This is a genomic window from Streptomyces sp. CB09001 (genome assembly GCF_003369795.1).
Taxonomy (GTDB): Bacteria; Actinomycetota; Actinomycetes; order Streptomycetales; family Streptomycetaceae; genus Streptomyces.
Genome location: NZ_CP026730.1, coordinates 1006446 through 1022579, shown reverse-complemented (window position 1 = coordinate 1022579; position 16134 = coordinate 1006446). Strand labels below are relative to the sequence as shown.

The following is a 16134-nucleotide window of genomic DNA, read 5'->3' as shown; positions in this document are numbered from 1 at the left end:
CCCGCGCCCCCAGAAGCAGGCACGTTGCGCGGACGTCCCTCAAGGAGCGCGGCCCTTCTGAGGGGCGTTGCGGTCATACCGATAAGGGGCGCGGGGAACTGCGCGACCAGCCACAACGCACCCGCACTCGACAACGCACCCGCACTGCTGAACGGCGACAAGCCGAAACTGTTGGAGCCGGCGAAGCCGTCCGCCCCGCCACGGAGTGTCGGGCAGGCAGCCGGGCGGACGGCGTGGAAACGGGCCGCCGCACTGTACGAGGGGGAGCCGGCGGCCCGGCCGGCCTCTTTCGAGGCCCTTCAGTCAACCGGCCCGGCACTCTCCGCGACAGCGCGCACACGCTGCGGATGCGCGTACTCCGTTCACACCCCGTGTGAAGACCGACGCACTACGCTGTCGGCACCGATTCACCGGGGGCACCCATGCAGCCCAACACCCTGCTCGACGCGATCCTCGACGAGGCCGGGATCTCGCACGCGGGACTGGCCGCGCACGTCAACCAGGCGGGGCGGGCACGCGGGCTCGCACTGAGGTACGAACACACCGCCGTCGCACGGTGGTTGAAGGGACAGCGGCCGCGCGGCCAGGTGCCCGACCTGATCTGCGAGGTCCTCGCCTCCCGGCTGCACCGGCCCGTCACCCTCGACGACATCGGCCTCGGCGTGCCCGGCGAACCCGCCGCCCCGCACACCGGATCACTGTCCGGGTTCGTGGCGCGTGCGACCGCCCTGTGGCGGTCCGACCAGCAGCAGCGCCCGCACATCCTCGGCGCCCCCGCGCTCACCGGCACGCCCGCCGTGCTGCCCGTGTGGGAGTGGGAGAACCCGCCCGAGGACACGGACGTCTCCCGCGGCGGACGGCACCGGGTCACCGCGGCCGACCTGGAGACGGTGCGCTGCGCCCGTACGCACTACGAGCAGATGTACCGCAAGGCCGGCGGCATCGCGACCCGTGCCCGTATCGTCGGTTTCCTCAACTCCGAGGCCGCGCCGCTGCTGCGCGGCAGCTACACCGACGCCACCGGGCGGCAGCTGCACCGGGCCACCGGGGGCCTGGTGGCCGTCGCCGGGATCTGCGCGTACGACTCCGACGCGCACGGCCTCGCCCAGCGCTACTTCCACCAGGCGCTCCGGCTCGCCAAGGCCAGCGGCGACCGGGGGCTCGGCGCCTACGTGATCGCGCTGCTGGTCAACCAGGCGCTGTTCACGCGGGAGTACCGGCAGGCCGTCGCCTTCGCCGAGGCCGCGCTGCGCGCCGCCGGCCGGCAGATCACCCCGGCGCTCGCCTCCGACCTGTACGCGATGCAGGCGAAGGCGTACGCGCACCTGGGCGACGGCAGCGGCGCGCTGGCCTGCATCCGCCGGGCCGAGCAGGCCGCCGAGCGCATCCGGCGGGGGTACGAGCCCGACGAGACCGGCTACGTCCAGCCCGGACTGGTCAACGTCCAGGTGGCGGAGGCGCTGCTGAGCCTCGGTGAACTCGCGGCGGCCGGGGAGCACGCGGCGGCGGCCGTCGACACCCCCGCGCACGACCGGGGCCGCGTGCACCGGCTCGCCATGCTCAGCACGATCGAACTGCGTCAGGGCCACGCCGACAAGGCGGTGGCGACGGCCGTGCGGATGGCCGAGCAGGCCCGGGGAATGGAGTCCCATCGGCTGCGCGACCGACTGCGCGCGGTGCGCGAGCACCTGGTGAGCAGCGGTTGCGCGGGCACGGCCGAGGCCGCCGCACTCATCGACGGGGCACTGCGCGTACCGCTGTAGGCGTCCCGTCCGCCCCGCCCCTGCGCCCACCCCTGCACCGTGAGCGGCCCTCGTACGCCTGCTGCCGGAACGCTGCTGCTGCGATATTGCCACCTACTCAAAGAAAGGTGGCAGAACAGTGCAGTGGACGAAACAGAGCGAACAAAATGTGTACTCAAACCGATGGTTCAGCGTCAATCTCGCCGATGTCGTCCTGCCGGACGGCCGACATCTCGACCACTTCCTGATACGGATGCGCCCCGTGGCCGCGGCCACGGTCGTGAACGAGGCGGGCGAGGTCCTCCTGCTGTGGCGGCACCGGTTCATCACCGACAGCTGGGGCTGGGAACTGGCGGCCGGAGTCGTCGAGGACGGCGAGGACGTAGCGGTGGCGGCGGCCAGGGAACTGGAGGAGGAGACCGGCTGGCGACCCGGACCGCTGCACCACCTGATGAGCGTGGAACCCTCCAACGGACTCACCGACGCCCGCCACCACGTCTACTGGGCCGACCGGGGCACGTACGTCGGACACCCCGTGGACGACTTCGAGTCCGAGCGCCGGGAATGGGTCCCCCTCAAACTCGTCCCCGACCTCGTCACCCGCGGGGAGGTCCCGGCCGCGAACATGGCCGCCGCACTGCTCCTGCTGCACCACCTCAGGCTCGGGCGCGACCAGCCGGCCCCGCCCGCACACAGCAGCTGACATCACGTCAGCCGGCCCGTCGCACGCGGCCGGTGCGTGCCGGGGTGCCCGGCCCGGACCGGTCGCTCAGGTCCGGACCGGCGGCTCAGGCGAGGTGGGCGAAGAGGTCGTTGAACGCCTCGGTCATCGACGGGTGGGTGTAAATTCCGTCGCGCAGCAGGCTCGCGGTGGCTCCCAGCCGGAGGGCGACCGCAAGGGTGTTGACCGTCTCGTGCGCGTCGTGGGCGAGCACGGTCACGCCGAGCACCTCGTCCGTCCCGGCGTCGACGATCGCCTTCATCACGCCGCGCGGGTCGCCCACGATCTTCGCCCGCGGCACCGTCGCCATGTCCGCCACCTCGCGCACCGCGGTCCTGAGGGGCCGGCCGGTGGCCCGTGCCTCGGCCTCGGTCATGCCGACCCGCGCCAGCGGCGGGGTGGTGAAGACGACGTGCGGCACGTGGCGGCGGTCGTCCACGGAGCGGGTGCCGGATCCGGTGAGCTGGTCGAGCACGATCCGGTAGTCGTCGAGCGAGATGTAGGTGAACTGCGGACCGCCGTTGACGTCGCCGATCGCGAAGACGTGCGGCAGACTCGTGCGCAGGTGACGGTCGACGATCACCTCGCCCCGGGAGCCGACCCTGATACCGGCCTCGGCCAGGCCGAGCCCCTTGGTCACCGGGCGCCGACCGAGAGCAGCCAGCACGACGTCGCCGTGTGCAGTCGCGGTCTCACCCGATCGGGTGCGGTAGGTGACGGACGCACGGCCCGCGTCCGCGTCGTCGACCCGCTCGACGGTGGCGCCGGTGAGCACCCGGACGCCCGCGTCGGTCAGCAGCGCCTCCATCGCGGCGGCGATGTCGGGGTCCTCGGCGGGCAGCAGTTGCCCGCCCCGCTGGATCAGCGTCACCCGGGTGCCGAACGCGGCCTGCATCGAGGCGAACTCCACGCCGACGTAACCGCCGCCGAGCACCACCAACTCCTTCGGCCGCTCGGTCGCCGCCAGCATCCCCGTGCTGGTGACGACCCGTGGATTCCCGGCCAGGCCAGGCATCGGCGGCACGACCGGGGTGGAGCCGGTGTTGATCACGATCGTCTCGGCGCGGATCTCCAGCTCGTCGCCGCCCGCGGTGACCATGAGCGTGTGCGGGCCGGTGAAGCGCGCCCGGCCGGTGATCACGGTCGAGGTCTCCGGCGAGTCGAAGAGCTCGAAGTTCTTGGCCCGCATCGCCTCGACCAGAGCCGTCTTCTTCCGGGCGGCCTCCTCGAACCAGGCCGCCCGGTCCACCCGTTCGTCCGGATGTTCCGACTGGTACACCAGCGCCTTGGTCGGCACGCAGGCGATGTTGATGCACGTCCCGCCGTACATCTCATCGGACTGCTCGATCAGGGCCACACGCCTGCCCGCCTTCGCCAGCGCCCCGACCAGCGTCTTGCCTCCCTTGCCGAAACCGACGACCGCCAGCTCCACCTGCATGACACGCATGGACACCCTTCCCGGTTCTTCCTTGCTGTTCCCTGCTGTGCTCGACGACCGCATGGGCGTCGTCCCACTCGTATGCGGCATGCGCCGTGATGTCGACCGACAGCGCCGTCGGGGAGGCGCAGCCCACTCGCGTGCGCGACCACGTCCGACATGGAGGCGTCGGATCCGCGACCTCGCGCGGAGCCTGCGGGCGGGGCGACGATGCTGTCTCAGCCGTGCTGCGGGTACAGGGCGGCGACGCCGCCGGCGAGGTCGGCCCGGACCTTTCGGCTGAGGTCGTCGACGAGGATCTCGGCGGCCCCGGAGGCGATGCCGTCGACGGCCGCACGGGCGACGTCCGCCGGGGCGTTCTTGGGCCCCTCGACGTGGCCGGCCATGTCGGTGTCCATGTAGCCGACGTGGAGCCCGGACACGGTGATGTCCCGGGGCGCGAGCTGCTGGCGCAGCGTGTTGGTCAGACTCCACTGTGCGGACTTGGCGGCCGCGTAGGCGCCGACACTGGGAAAGCTGATCCACGACAGCACGGAGAGGATGTTGAGGATCGCGCCTCCGCCCCGGGACTCGATCACGGGGGCGAAGGCCCGGATCGTCCTGAGGGTGCCCAGGTAGTGGGTCTCCATCTCCAGACGGACGGCGTCCAAGTCACCGGTCAGCAGGTCGGCGCCCGTGGAGCTGCCCGCGTTGTTGATCAGTACGGTGACGTCGCGGGCCTCCTCGGCGGCCGCGGCGACCGAGGCGGGGTCGGTGACGTCGAGCCGTATCGCCTTCACGCCGGGCAGGTCGATCCGGTCCGGCCGCCGGGCCGCCCCGTACACCGTGGCGCCTCGCGCGACCAGTTCCTGGGTCAGTGCCCTGCCGAGTCCGCGGTTGGCCCCGGTGACCAGGACGGTTGCGGTGCTGATGTCCATCATGACTCCCCATTTGGTGTGCGACGTGCGGTGCGCGGCCGTCGAGAGGCGACGCGCGTGCATGTCTTGGCTGACTTACGTCTACAGAAGTTAGCTCTGACGGTATAGGCTGACTATGCCCAACGCAAGCCAGGTGGAAGGTGGAGAGATGAAGGATCTGCTGGAGGACCGGGACGCCTGGTCCGTGGCCAACTGCTCCGTCGCCAGGACGCTGGAGATCGTCGGCAACAGGACGGCCGTGCTGGTCATGCGCGAGGCGTTCTTCGGCACCCGTCGGTTCGACGACTTCGCCAGGCGGGTGGGCGTCGGCGAACCCGCCCTCGCGGCGCGCCTGAAGGACCTGACGGCCGTCGGCATCCTGGAGCGCGTCCCCTACCAGGAGCCCGGCAGTCGGACCCGGTTCGCCTACCAACTGACGGAGAAGGGTCGGGACTTCCTGCCCGTCATCGTGGCGCTGCGGCAGTGGGGCGACGCCTGGGCCGCCGACGAGCAAGGGCCCCCCGTGGTCGTGCGGCACAAGAACTGCGGCGCTCCGGTGCGGGCGGTGCCTTGCTGCGCCGACGGTCACGACGTGCCGATCGAGGAGACCTTCGTCGAGGCGGGCCCGGGCCTCATCCGTGTCGGCCCGGACAGCCCCTGACCTCGCGGCGTGACCACCTCCGCCACCCCCGCCGCCACACCGCCTCACCGTCCCGCGGGCCCGCGCCCACGACACATCTCCGAGGAGCCGACGCGTGTCCGACACACCGAAGAAGTCCCCGAGCGCCGACGCGGCCGTCCGGGCCGGCGCGGTGCCCCACAGGTCGCGCGTGTTCGGCTGGGAGGACCCCGCACTCTGCGCCGAAGCCGTCCCCCGCCACAGCGGTCTCGGCTTCCTCCGCGAGATGCTGGCCGGACGCCTGCCCGCCCCGCCGGTCGCCGCCACCCTGGGCCTCACCCTGGAGGAGGCCGAGTACGGCCGGGCGGTCTTCGTCCTGGTGCCGGGCGAGGAGCACTACAACCCGATCGGCAGCGTCCACGGCGGCGTCTACGCCACGCTCCTCGACTCGGCGGCCGGCTGCGCGGTCCAGTCCGTGCTGCCGCAGGGCGTGGGATACACCTCCATCGACCTGACCGTGAAGTTCCTGCGTCCGATCACCGTCGACACCGGGAAGGTGCGTGCCATCGGCACCGTCCTCAACAGCGGCCGTCGCACCGCCCTGGCCCAGGCGGAGCTCCGCGACTCGGACGACCGGCTCCTGGCCCATGCCACCAGCAGCTGCATGCTCTTCCCGATCCCGGCTCGCTGACCGCCCTCGCCCGGCCGGACTCACGCGGCGGCGGTGCCGGGCCGTCCTGGCTGCGGAACCTGACCGTGCGTGGTGGTGAAGCGCCTGCGGTACCCGGTGGGCGTGGTGGCCGGATGGCGGGCGAAGGCGCGGCGCGGGGTCTCGTAGCTGCCGAGGCTGCTGTGCCGACGGCGGAGGTGATGCCGTGCCCGTCGAGGAGGAGTCGCTGGGCACGGTCGAGACGCCCACGCTCGACCCGGCGCGCGGGGGTGGTGTGCAGTTCGGTCCGGAACAGCCGGGTCGGGGAGCCGTCGCGGGAGATGGTGCACCACCGCCGGCGGCACACCTGCGTGAGCGGGCAGCTCGGTGCGGGCGAGGACGTCATCTCCGTGTCGCACTGGACGGGGCACGCCTCGCCCGACATCACGCTGAAGATCTACACGCGCTTCATGCCGGACCGCGGGATGCGCGGGCGCGCCGCCGTCGACAACTGGCCAAAGGCCGGCACCGGTTCCGCACCGCGGGCGGCGGCTCCGGAGCCGTAGGCGGTTGATCCGCTCGCGTTCACGGAGGCAACGCCGTTGACGCTGCCGGACCGGCGCGAGGAGTCGGTGGAGGTGTACGTGCAGGGCGCCCGCCACGCGCGCGGGCCGTGGACGGCGGGGGCGATGCTGAACGCGGCGGGCCCGGCCTCCGGAGGGATACGCATCGCTCCTGCCGCGTGAGGGAGTGACGTGATCTCCCACCGAACCCCCTGAGGCTCGTAACGATCTTGAAGGCCGTCGCCGGGATCACCGGCGACGGCCCTTCGTCCTGCACGGGGGCGGGGCTCCGGCGTGCCCCGGTCGAACTGATGGTGCGAGTCAGCCGTAGGCGTAGAAGCCCGAGCCGCTCTTGCGGCCGAGGCGGCCCGCGTCGACCATGCGCTGGAGCAGCGGGGGAGCGGCGTACAGCGGTTCCTTGTACTCCTCGTACATCGAGTACGCCACCGAGGCGACCGTGTCCAGGCCGATCAGGTCGGTCAGCTTCAGCGGGCCCATCGGGTGGGCGCAGCCCATCTCCATGCCGTTGTCGATGTCCTCGCGGCTGGCGATGCCCGACTCGAACATCCGGATCGCGGAGAGCAGGTAGGGGATCAGCAGCGCGTTGACCACGAAGCCGGAGCGGTCCTGGGCACGGATCCCGTGCTTGCCGAGCACCTTCTCGGTGAACAGCTGGGCCCTGCTGAGCGTGCCCTCGGAGGTGGTGAGCGCCGGGATCAGCTCGACGAGCTGCTGCACCGGGGCCGGGTTGAAGAAGTGGATGCCGATGACGTGGTCCGGCCGCGAGGTGGCGACCGCCAGCTTCACCAGCGGGATCGAGGAGGTGTTGGAGGCCAGGATCGCGTCCGGCCGGGTCACGACCTGATCGAGCACCTGGAAGATCTCGGTCTTGACCTGCTCGTTCTCGACGACGGCCTCGATCACCAGATCACGGTCGGCGAACTCGCCGAGGTCCGTGGTGAAGCTGAGCCGCGCCTGCGTCGCGTCCCGCTCCTCCTCGGTCATCTTGCCGCGCTCGGCCGCCTTGGCCAGCGAGTTGTACAGCCGGGTACGGCCGATCTCCAGAGCCTCGCCGGTGGTCTCGGCGACCATCACCTCCAGACCCGAGCGGGCGCACACCTCGGCGATGCCCGCCCCCATCTGACCGCAGCCGACCACGCCGACGCGTGTGATATCTCCCGAGATGCCGGTCACATCGTCCCTTTCGCTGACTCCACGGCTGGCCGCAGGCATGCCGGGGTCCCCGTCGCCTGCTCCGATCGAGCACGTTACCCCCGAATGGTCACGGTTCCGTCTCCCGGGTCGGGCATGCTGAGGCCCCGTACACGATCCGTGACCGTACGGATCCACAGCGTTCAGGAGGTCTTCCCATGGGCGGTGTCTCGCGCCGTGCCTTCACGGTGGCGGCGTTGTCGGCGTTCACGCTCGTGCCCGAGGCGTCGGCAGCGACCCCGGGTCCGGCGAAGCCGGCGTCCGCACGCAGCGCCGCCGCCGGGATGCGGGGGATGTGGCTGGCCACCGTGGCCAACCGCGACTGGCCCACCCGCGCCGGGCTGCGCGCCGCCGAGCAGCGCGCGGAGCTGATCGAGCACCTCGACAACGCGGTCCGGCACCGCCTCAACACGGTGTTCCTCCAGGTGCGGCCGACGGCCGACGCGCTGTGGTCCTCGGCACACGAGCCGTGGTCGCAGTACCTGTCCGGCAGCCAGGGGCGCGACCCGGGCTGGGACCCGCTGGGCACGGCCGTCAAGGAGGCCCACGCCCGCGGCCTGCACCTGCACGCCTGGTTCAACCCGTACCGCGTCGCCACCCACGACGACCCGGCCCGCCTCGTCTCCTCGCACCCCGCGCGGAAGAACCCCGGGTGGGTGGTGCCGTACGGCGGGCAGCTCTACTACAACCCCGGGCTGCCCGAGGTCCGGGCCTTCGTCCAGGACGCGATCATGGACGCGGTGGCGAAGTACGCGGTGGACGGGGTCCACTTCGACGACTACTTCTACCCGTATCCGGTGGCGGGCCAGAGCTTCGACGACGGCCGGACCTTCGGCACGTTCGGCACCGGCTTCGCCACGAAGGCCGACTGGCGGCGGGACAACATCGACCGGCTGGTGCGCGAGACCGCGCGGCGCGTCGAGGAGGTCCGGCCGGCCGCCCGCTTCGGCGTCAGCCCCTTCGGCGTGTGGCGCAACGCCGCCACCGACGAGCGCGGCTCGGACACCCGGGCGGGCGTGCAGACGTACGACGACCTGTACGCGGACACCCGCAAGTGGGTGCGCGAGGGCTGGATCGACTACGTCGTGCCGCAGCTGTACTGGAACATCGGCCTGGACGGCGCCGACTACGCGAAGCTGCTGCCCTGGTGGGCCGAGGCCGCACGGGGCAGCCGCACCCAGCTCTACATCGGCGAGGCGCTGTACAAGTCCGGGGACCCGGCGCAGCCCGCCGCCTGGCAGGACCCGGCCGAACTCTCCCGCCACCTGACGCTGGCCGCGCGGTACCCGGAGGTCCGCGGGCACGTCTACTTCTCGGCCAAGGACGTCGCCGACGACCGCGGCGGCGCGATGGCGCGGGTGGCCGCCGACCACTACACGCAGCCGGCCGCCGTCCCGCGCTGAACCGCTCCCGCGCGGGGTGCGGCCCCTGGGCTACAACCGGGTCTCCCGGTGCCGGATCTGCGAGTCGGGGCCGGGCGAGCACACGGCCTCGTGCCCGTCCTCGAACCTGACCCGGTACGGGGGAGTGCCCTTGTCGCCCATGACTTCGACGATCTCCGCGACCTTGTCGTGCTCACCGACCACCCGGCCGTGCTGGACCAGCTGGTCGCCCTTGGTTGCGTGCATCCGTGAGGCCTCCTCACCTGTGTGCGGCCTGAGGACAGGCGCTAACCCCTGGCCCGCTGGGTGACCGCGATGCACACCAGTACGGCCGCGGCCGTCAGCGGAGCGGCCACCGGCAGGTGCTCGCCCAGGAGAAGTACCGACCACACCAGTGTGAGCAGCGGCTGGGCCAGCTGCAACTGGCTGGCCTTCGGGATGCCGATCGCCGCCATGCCCCGGTACCAGACGACCAGGCCGAGGAACTGCGAACCGATCGCCACCCACAGCAGCCCGGTCACGGCGTGCGCAGTCAGGTGCACCGGCTCGAAGGACAGGGCCACCGCCGCCATCGGCACCGTCAGCGGCAGGCACAGCACCAGCGCCCAGCCGATGACCTGCCACCCCGGCATCACCCGGGCCAGCCGGCCGCCCTCCGTGTAGCCGGCGGCGCACACCAGCAGGGCCCCGAAGAGATAGGCGTCGGCCGAGGTCAGCGCGCCGCCGCTCTGCTGCACCGTGAAGGCGATCACGGCCGCCGCGCCCGCCAGGGCCGCGATCCAGAAGGTGCGCGAGGGGCGGGTGCCGACGCGCAGGGCGGACAGCAGCGCGGTGGTCAGCGGCAGCAGGCCCACCACGACGGCGGCGTGCGCGGTGGTCGAGGTCTGCAGGGCGAGCGTGGTCAGCAGCGGGAAGCCCAGCACCACGCCGGCGCCGACCACCGCGAGGCCGGACCAGTGCCGCCGCTCGGGCGGTGCCACGCGCAGGACCAGCAGGCACACCCCGGCGACCACGGCGGCCAGGATGCTGCGCACGGCGATCAGGGACCAGGGTCCGAAGCCCTCCAGGCCCCAGACGGTGGCGGGGAAGGTGAGGGAGAAGGCGACGACACCGAGGGCGGCCTGGACGGTGCCGAAGGACGCGCCGCCGGTGTCCGCGTCGGTGGCGCCGACTGCTATCCGGGACGGTGCGGTAGCGCTACTCTGTGCTCTCATGCAAGAGCGTAGCAGCGTCGCTGACCTGGTGGTCGTGTTGCGGCGAGAATTGGACCGCTACTCACCCGGTGGAAAGCTCCCGTCCAGCCGTGCCCTCGTCGACCGGTTCCGGGTGAGCCCGGTGACGGTCTCCCGCGCCCTGGCCCAGCTGGCCGCCGAGGGGCTGGTCGTCACCCGGCCCGGCGCCGGCGCCTTCCGGGCCCGGCCACGCCCCTCGGCCGCACCCGCCGGGGACACCTCCTGGCAGGAGGTGGCGCTGAGCGCCGACGGCGCCGCCGACCTCGTACCGCGCTCGGTGGACGCCTCCGGGGTGCTGGTCTCGCTGGCCGCCCCGCCGTCCGGCGTCGTGGAGTTCAACGGGGGGTACCTGCACCCCTCGTTGCAGCCGGAGCGGGCGATGGCGGCGGCCCTGGCCCGGGCCGGACGGCGGCCCGGCGCCTGGGGCCGGCCGCCCATGGAGGGGCTGCCGGAGCTGCGGGAGTGGTTCGCGCGCGGCATCGGCGGCGCCATCACGGCGGCCGAGGTGCTGATCACCGCGGGCGGCCAGTCCGCGCTGGCCACCGCCCTGCGCGCGCTCGCCCCGCCCGGTGCTCCCGTGCTCGTCGAGTCCCCCACCTACCCCGGCATGCTGGCCATCGCACGGGCGGCCGGACTGCGTCCGGTGCCCGTCCCCGTCGACGCCGACGGCGTACGGCCCGCCCTGCTCGCCGACGCCTTCCGCGCGACCGGCGCCCGGGTCTTCGTCTGCCAGCCCCTGTTCCAGAACCCGACCGGCGCCGTGCTCGCCCCCGAGCGGCGCGGCGAGGTGCTGCGCATCGCGCGGGCGGCCGGTGCCTTCGTCGTGGAGGACGACTTCGTGCGCCGGCTCGTGCACGAGGACGCGGGCCCGCTGCCCGCGCCGCTGGCCGCCGACGACCCGGACGGCGTCGTGGTCCACGTCTGCTCGCTCACCAAGGCGACCTCGCCCAGCTTCCGGGTGAGCGCCCTGGCCGCGCACGGGCCGGTCCTCGAACGCCTGCGCGCCATTCAGATCGTCGACACCTTCTTCGTGCCCCGGCCGCTCCAGGAGGCGGCGCTGGAACTCGTCGGCTCACCCGCCTGGCCGCGCCACCTGCGTGCCGTCTCGGCCGAGTTGAAGGCCCGCCGGGACGCGATGACCTCCGCACTGCGGCTGAGACTCCCTGAGATCTCCCTGGCCCACGTCCCCTCCGGCGGCTACCACCTGTGGCCCCGGCTGCCCGAGGGCACGGACGAGACCGTCCTCACCTCGGCCGCCCTGCGCGCGGGCGTCGCGATCACCCCGGGCCGTCCGTACTTCAGCGCCGAACCCCCGGCCGCCCACTTCCGGCTGAGCTTCGCGGCGGTCGCGAACGTCGGGGAGATCGCGGAAGGAGTGCGGCGCCTGCGCACCGCCTGCCAGGAGGTGTGGGGCGGCTGACGCGGGCGGGATATCCGGTCGACGCGCTCTCACTTGCCCTGCGAGCATCCCGGCATGACCGACACGCCGAGGCTCCCCGAGGGCTACCAGCTTTCCACCGACCCGCACCGTATCGACGCCGGCCGGGTGCACCACTGGCTGTCCACCGACGCGTACTGGGCCCTGGGGCGGTCCCGCGAGAAGCAGGACCGGGCGATCGAGGGCTCGCTCAACTTCGGCGTGTACGACGCGGTCTCCGGCGAGCAGGTCGCCTACGCCCGGGTGGTCACCGACCTGGCCACCTTCGCCTGGCTCTGCGACGTGTACGTCGATCCGTCGGTGCGGGCCAAGGGTGTCGGCACGGCGCTCGTCGCGGCCGTGCGCGAGCACCTGGCGCCGCACGGACTGCGCCGCATCCTGCTGGCGACGCACGACGCGCACGGGGTCTACGAGAAGCTCGGGTTCACGGCGCTGGACCGGCCGGACCAGTGGATGGCGTTCGCCTTCGGTCGGTGAACCGTGGCACACCCTGGGTGACCCACAGGTAACACCCCTTGACCTGGACTCCTTCCGGCTCCACCATCACCGCATGGCGCTTCGGGTCACGTTCGTCGCGGCTGCGCGCAGCTCACCGCTGCTCGCCGAGCGCTTCGACGACGAGCGGCCGCTGGACCAGGCCGGATGGGACGAGGCGCTGCGCGCCGCGGGCGACCTGCTGCCACTTGCCGCCGCCGAGTTGCGCTACTGCTCGCCCACGCCCCGCAGCCGCGCCACCGGTGACGCCCTCGGCTGCGCGCCACTGTCCCAACTGGCCCTGCGGGACTGTGACATGGGCCGGTGGCGGGGTCTGACGCTCGGTGAGGCCATGGCTCGCGAACCGGCGGCCGTGGACGCCTGGCTCGCCGATCCCCGGTCGGCCCCGCACGGTGGGGAGTCACTGCTGGCCTTCATCACCCGGGTGGGCGGCTGGCTCGACACCCGCCCCGGGGAGGACGGCGACCGGATCGTCGCCGTGGCCGAGCCCTCCGTCATCCGGGCCGCGCTGGTCTACGCGCTGAAGGCACCGCCCGGAACGTACTGGAACCTGGACGTCCGCCCACTGTCGACGACCACCGTGACGGGCCGTGCGGGCCGCTGGAGCCTCCGCTTCGAGGGGGCACCGGGCCAGGGTGTCAGGCATCCGGCGTTTCGCGAAGGTAATCCGTTGTGAGCAGCAGGTCCTTGGCCGGGCCGCCCACCCGCCACACGGTCCGCCAGCGGTCCGGGCCCCGGACGGTGAACTCGCCCCGGTAGAGGTCGGCGGCGCATGGGTGGTCGGCCACATGGTGTCCCGAGGTCAGGTCCAGGCCGTGGAAGGGGCGGCCGTCCGCGAAACGCACGTCCACCCGGCCCGGCCCGCCGCCCGGCTCGTAACGCAGCGTCCGCTCGGCGGGCCGGGTCACGCCCTGCCAGGTGAAGGCGCCCGACTCCCGACCGATCAGCCCGCCGCCGTCGAGCGCGTCGAAGGACGTGAGTCCCTCGAAGCGGCCCTCCAGGCCGCCCGCCAGATCCCGCACCGACCGCTCGGTGCGCCAGCGCCCCGCGAGGTACGCCAGTACGTCGGGCACCGGCCACAACTCGCCCATTTCCACTCGCTTTCCCGCTCCGGCCCACTCGTTGCCGCGCGACCCATTGACGCACCGCCACCCCCTCCCTATCTTGCCGTTCGAAGTGCTGACCAATGTCCGATATCCCGAACGACTATCTGGTGAGAGCCGCGGAGTATCCATGTCACGCACCCGCTGGAGACTCGGTCTCAGCGTCACCGCCCTCCTGACGGCATCCGCCCTGCTGCCGTCCCCGGCACACGCGGAGGCCGTCGCCGACTACACGATCACCGTCGACCCGTCCGGCCGGGGCCCCGCGATCGACGACACGATGTACGGCGTCTTCTACGAGGACATCAACCGCGCCGCCGACGGCGGCCTGTACGCGGAACTCGTGCAGAACCGGTCCTTCGAGTACTCCACCGCCGACAACGCCTCGTACACCCCGCTCACCGCATGGGCGGCCGACGGCGCGGCCGAGGTGGTGGACGACGGGGGCCGCCTCAACGAACGCAACCGCAACTACCTCTCCCTGGCCGCCGGTTCCACCGTCGCCAACGCGGGCTACAACACCGGCATCCGGGTCGAGAAGGGTGCGAGGTACGACTTCTCGGTCTGGTCCCGCGCCGAGCAGGGCACCACCCTCACCGTGACGCTCACGGACGCCGCGGGCACCCTCGCGAAGACGCGCCAGGTGGCCGCGAAGGGGCAGTGGCGCAAATACACGGCCACCTTCACCGCGACCCGCACCAGCAACCGCGGCCGCCTCGCCGTCGCCACCACCGCCCCCGCCGCCCTCGACATGGTGTCCTTCTTCCCCCGCGACACCTACCGGCACCAGCCGAACGGCCTGCGCAAGGACCTCGCGGAGAAGATCGAGGCCCTGCATCCCGGCTTCCTGCGCTTCCCGGGCGGCTGCCTGGTCAACACCGGTTCCATGGCGGACTACAGCGCGGACTCCGGCTGGCAGCGCAAGCGCAGCTACCAGTGGAAGGACACCGTCGGCCCGGTCGAGGAGCGCGCCACCAACGCCAACTTCTGGGGCTACAACCAGAGCTACGGCCTCGGCTACTACGAGTACTTCCGCTTCGCCGAGGACATCGGCGCCATGCCGCTGCCCGTCGTCCCCGCCCTGGTCACCGGCTGCGGCCAGAACCAGGCCGTCGACGACGACACGCTGCTGAAGCGGCACATCCAGGACACCCTGGACCTCATCGAGTTCGCCAACGGCCCCCGCACCAGCGAGTGGGGCGGCAAGCGCGCGGAGATGGGCCACCCCAAGCCCTTCCACCTCACCCACCTCGAAGTCGGCAACGAGGAGAACCTCCCGAAGGAGTTCTTCGCCCGCTTCGAGCAGTTCCGCGCCGCCATCGAGGCGACGTACCCGGACATCACCGTCGTCTCCAACTCCGGCCCCGACGACTCCGGCGCCACCTTCGACACCGCCTGGCAGCTCAACCGCGACGCCGGTGTCGCGATGGTCGACGAGCACTACTACAACAGCCCGCAGTGGTTCCTCCAGAACAACGACCGCTACGACTCCTACGACAGGAACGGCCCCAAGGTCTTCCTCGGCGAGTACGCCTCCCAGGGCAACGCCTGGAAGAACGCCCTCGCCGAGGCCGCGTTCATGACCGGCCTGGAGCGCAACGCCGACGTCGTCAAGCTGGCCTCCTACGCCCCGCTGCTGTCCAACGAGGACTACGTGCAGTGGAGCCCGGACCTGATCTGGTTCAACAACCACGCGTCCTGGGGCTCGGCCAACTACGAGGTCCAGAAGCTGTTCATGAACAACACCGGCGACCGCGTCGTCCCCTCCACGGCCACCGGCACCCCCGCCGTCAGCGGCCCCATCACCGGCGGCGTCGGCCTGTCGACCTGGGCGACCAGTGCGGCGTACGACGACGTGAAGGTGACCTCGGCCGCCGGGGAGACCCTCCTGTCCGACGACTTCTCCGGCGACGCCTCGCAGTGGACCCACTCGGGCGCCGGCAGCTGGACGGTCCAGGACGGCCAGTACGTCCAGACGGACGCGGCCGCCGAGAACACCCTGGTCACGGCGGGCGACCCGGCCTGGCACGACTACGACCTGCACGTGAGGGCCACGAAGAAGTCCGGAAAGGAGGGCTTCCTGGTCGCCTTCGGCGTCAAGGACACCGGCAACTACTACTGGTGGAACCTGGGCGGCTGGAACAACACCCAGTCCGCCGTCGAGCAGGCCTCCGACGGCGGCAAGTCCACGCTCCTGTCCAAGGCCGGGTCCATCGAGACGGGCCGCGCCTACGACATCGACGTCAAGGTCAGGGGCCGCCAGGTGACCCTCTACCTCGACGGCGAGGAGTGGGGCGGCTTCATCGACGACAAGCCGGCCGAGCCGTTCCGCCAGACCGTCACCCGCGACGACCGCACCGGCGAGCTGATCGTCAAGGTCGTCAACGCCCAGGACACCGCGGCCCGCACCGCCGTCGACCTCGGCGGCGCGAAGGTGGCGTCCAGGGCCGCGGTCACCACGCTGGCCGCCGGCCAGGACGCGGTCAACACCGAGACGGACACCCCGGTCGCCCCGGTGACCTCGACCTTCTCGGGGGCGGCGAGCGAGTTCACGTACACCTTCCCGGCGAACTCGGTGACGTTCCTGCGGCTCAGGCAGCGGTAGCCCGGTAGCCCGGCGGCCCGCGACCCGGACCGGCGACGA

At 72.2% G+C, this 16134-nt stretch carries 17 protein-coding genes; 11 read left to right on the top strand and 6 right to left on the bottom strand.

What is annotated here, in order from left to right; genetic code table 11:
- Positions 1 to 422 precede the first annotated feature (422 nt).
- Both C4J65_RS04770 and C4J65_RS04765 read left to right on the top strand, forming a co-directional pair.
- Positions 423 to 1763: a transcriptional regulator gene (locus tag C4J65_RS04770; RefSeq protein WP_115741246.1), complete on the top strand. Its 1341-nt coding sequence runs from the start codon at positions 423 to 425 to the stop codon at positions 1761 to 1763.
- Positions 1764 to 1881: 118 nt separating this feature from the next.
- Positions 1882 to 2445, top strand: coding sequence for an NUDIX hydrolase (locus tag C4J65_RS04765; protein WP_115741245.1), 564 nt, complete (start codon positions 1882 to 1884; stop codon positions 2443 to 2445).
- Between the two features lie 85 nt (positions 2446 to 2530).
- On the opposite strand, the gene C4J65_RS04760 is transcribed toward C4J65_RS04765, so the two are convergent.
- A complete protein-coding gene (locus C4J65_RS04760) occupies positions 2531 to 3910 on the bottom strand; it encodes an FAD-dependent oxidoreductase (RefSeq protein WP_115741244.1) in 1380 nt (459 codons plus the stop codon).
- Positions 3911 to 4119: 209 nt separating this feature from the next.
- Entirely contained in the window at positions 4120 to 4818 is a 699-nt protein-coding gene (locus C4J65_RS04755) for an SDR family oxidoreductase (protein ID WP_115746299.1), read from the bottom strand.
- A gap of 148 nt (positions 4819 to 4966) precedes the next feature.
- On the opposite strand from C4J65_RS04755, the gene C4J65_RS04750 reads away from it, so the two are divergent.
- The 4 genes from C4J65_RS04750 to C4J65_RS35985 all read left to right on the top strand — a co-directional run bounded on the left by C4J65_RS04750 (position 4967) and on the right by C4J65_RS35985 (position 6811).
- Positions 4967 to 5458 carry a helix-turn-helix domain-containing protein gene (locus C4J65_RS04750; RefSeq protein WP_115741243.1) on the top strand — a complete coding sequence of 164 codons (492 nt, stop codon included), beginning with the start codon at positions 4967 to 4969 and terminating at the stop codon, positions 5456 to 5458.
- Positions 5459 to 5627: 169 nt separating this feature from the next.
- Positions 5628 to 6107 (top strand): PaaI family thioesterase, encoded by a 480-nt coding sequence (locus tag C4J65_RS04745; protein ID WP_240330619.1) that lies wholly within the window; start codon positions 5628 to 5630, stop codon positions 6105 to 6107.
- A 299-nt stretch (positions 6108 to 6406) separates the two neighbouring features.
- Entirely contained in the window at positions 6407 to 6631 is a 225-nt protein-coding gene (locus C4J65_RS04735; protein WP_162833026.1) for a hypothetical protein, read from the top strand.
- 36 nt (positions 6632 to 6667) lie between these two features.
- On the top strand, positions 6668 to 6811 hold the full coding sequence (locus C4J65_RS35985) for a hypothetical protein (protein ID WP_162833025.1): 144 nt from the start codon (positions 6668 to 6670) through the stop codon (positions 6809 to 6811).
- A 138-nt stretch (positions 6812 to 6949) separates the two neighbouring features.
- On the opposite strand, the gene C4J65_RS04730 is transcribed toward C4J65_RS35985, so the two are convergent.
- Positions 6950 to 7861 carry a 3-hydroxybutyryl-CoA dehydrogenase gene (locus tag C4J65_RS04730; RefSeq protein WP_115741241.1) on the bottom strand — a complete coding sequence of 304 codons (912 nt, stop codon included), beginning with the start codon at positions 7859 to 7861 and terminating at the stop codon, positions 6950 to 6952.
- A gap of 137 nt (positions 7862 to 7998) precedes the next feature.
- Here C4J65_RS04730 and C4J65_RS04725 point away from each other — a divergent pair, with 137 nt between their 5' ends.
- Positions 7999 to 9243 (top strand): family 10 glycosylhydrolase, encoded by a 1245-nt coding sequence (locus C4J65_RS04725; protein WP_115741240.1) that lies wholly within the window; start codon positions 7999 to 8001, stop codon positions 9241 to 9243.
- Positions 9244 to 9273: 30 nt separating this feature from the next.
- On the opposite strand, the gene C4J65_RS04720 is transcribed toward C4J65_RS04725, so the two are convergent.
- Together C4J65_RS04720 and C4J65_RS04715 are read right to left on the bottom strand one after the other, a co-directional pair.
- Positions 9274 to 9468, bottom strand: coding sequence for a DUF1918 domain-containing protein (locus C4J65_RS04720; RefSeq protein WP_115741239.1), 195 nt, complete (start codon positions 9466 to 9468; stop codon positions 9274 to 9276).
- Between the two features lie 41 nt (positions 9469 to 9509).
- Positions 9510 to 10436 (bottom strand): DMT family transporter, encoded by a 927-nt coding sequence (locus tag C4J65_RS04715; RefSeq protein ID WP_115741238.1) that lies wholly within the window; start codon positions 10434 to 10436, stop codon positions 9510 to 9512.
- Here C4J65_RS04715 and C4J65_RS04710 point away from each other — a divergent pair.
- The 3 genes from C4J65_RS04710 (at position 10435) to C4J65_RS04700 (ending at position 13063) form a co-directional block, all read left to right on the top strand.
- Positions 10435 to 11874: a PLP-dependent aminotransferase family protein gene (locus C4J65_RS04710; RefSeq protein WP_162833023.1), complete on the top strand. Its 1440-nt coding sequence runs from the start codon at positions 10435 to 10437 to the stop codon at positions 11872 to 11874. The two genes, C4J65_RS04715 and C4J65_RS04710, sit on opposite strands and share 2 nt — an antisense overlap.
- Positions 11875 to 11928: 54 nt before the next feature.
- Positions 11929 to 12369, top strand: a complete 441-nt coding sequence (locus C4J65_RS04705) for a GNAT family N-acetyltransferase (RefSeq protein ID WP_115741237.1) — start codon at positions 11929 to 11931, stop codon at positions 12367 to 12369.
- A gap of 73 nt (positions 12370 to 12442) precedes the next feature.
- Positions 12443 to 13063: a histidine phosphatase family protein gene (locus C4J65_RS04700; RefSeq protein WP_115741236.1), complete on the top strand. Its 621-nt coding sequence runs from the start codon at positions 12443 to 12445 to the stop codon at positions 13061 to 13063.
- Here C4J65_RS04700 and C4J65_RS04695 read toward each other — a convergent pair.
- Complete coding sequence (locus C4J65_RS04695; protein ID WP_162833022.1) at positions 13026 to 13478, bottom strand: DUF6314 family protein; 453 nt, start codon at positions 13476 to 13478, stop codon at positions 13026 to 13028. The genes C4J65_RS04700 and C4J65_RS04695 overlap by 38 nt on opposite strands.
- 142 nt (positions 13479 to 13620) lie before the next feature.
- Here C4J65_RS04695 and C4J65_RS04690 point away from each other — a divergent pair, with 142 nt between their 5' ends.
- Entirely contained in the window at positions 13621 to 16095 is a 2475-nt protein-coding gene (locus tag C4J65_RS04690) for an alpha-L-arabinofuranosidase C-terminal domain-containing protein (RefSeq protein WP_115741234.1), read from the top strand.
- Positions 16096 to 16134: the final 39 nt, after the last annotated feature.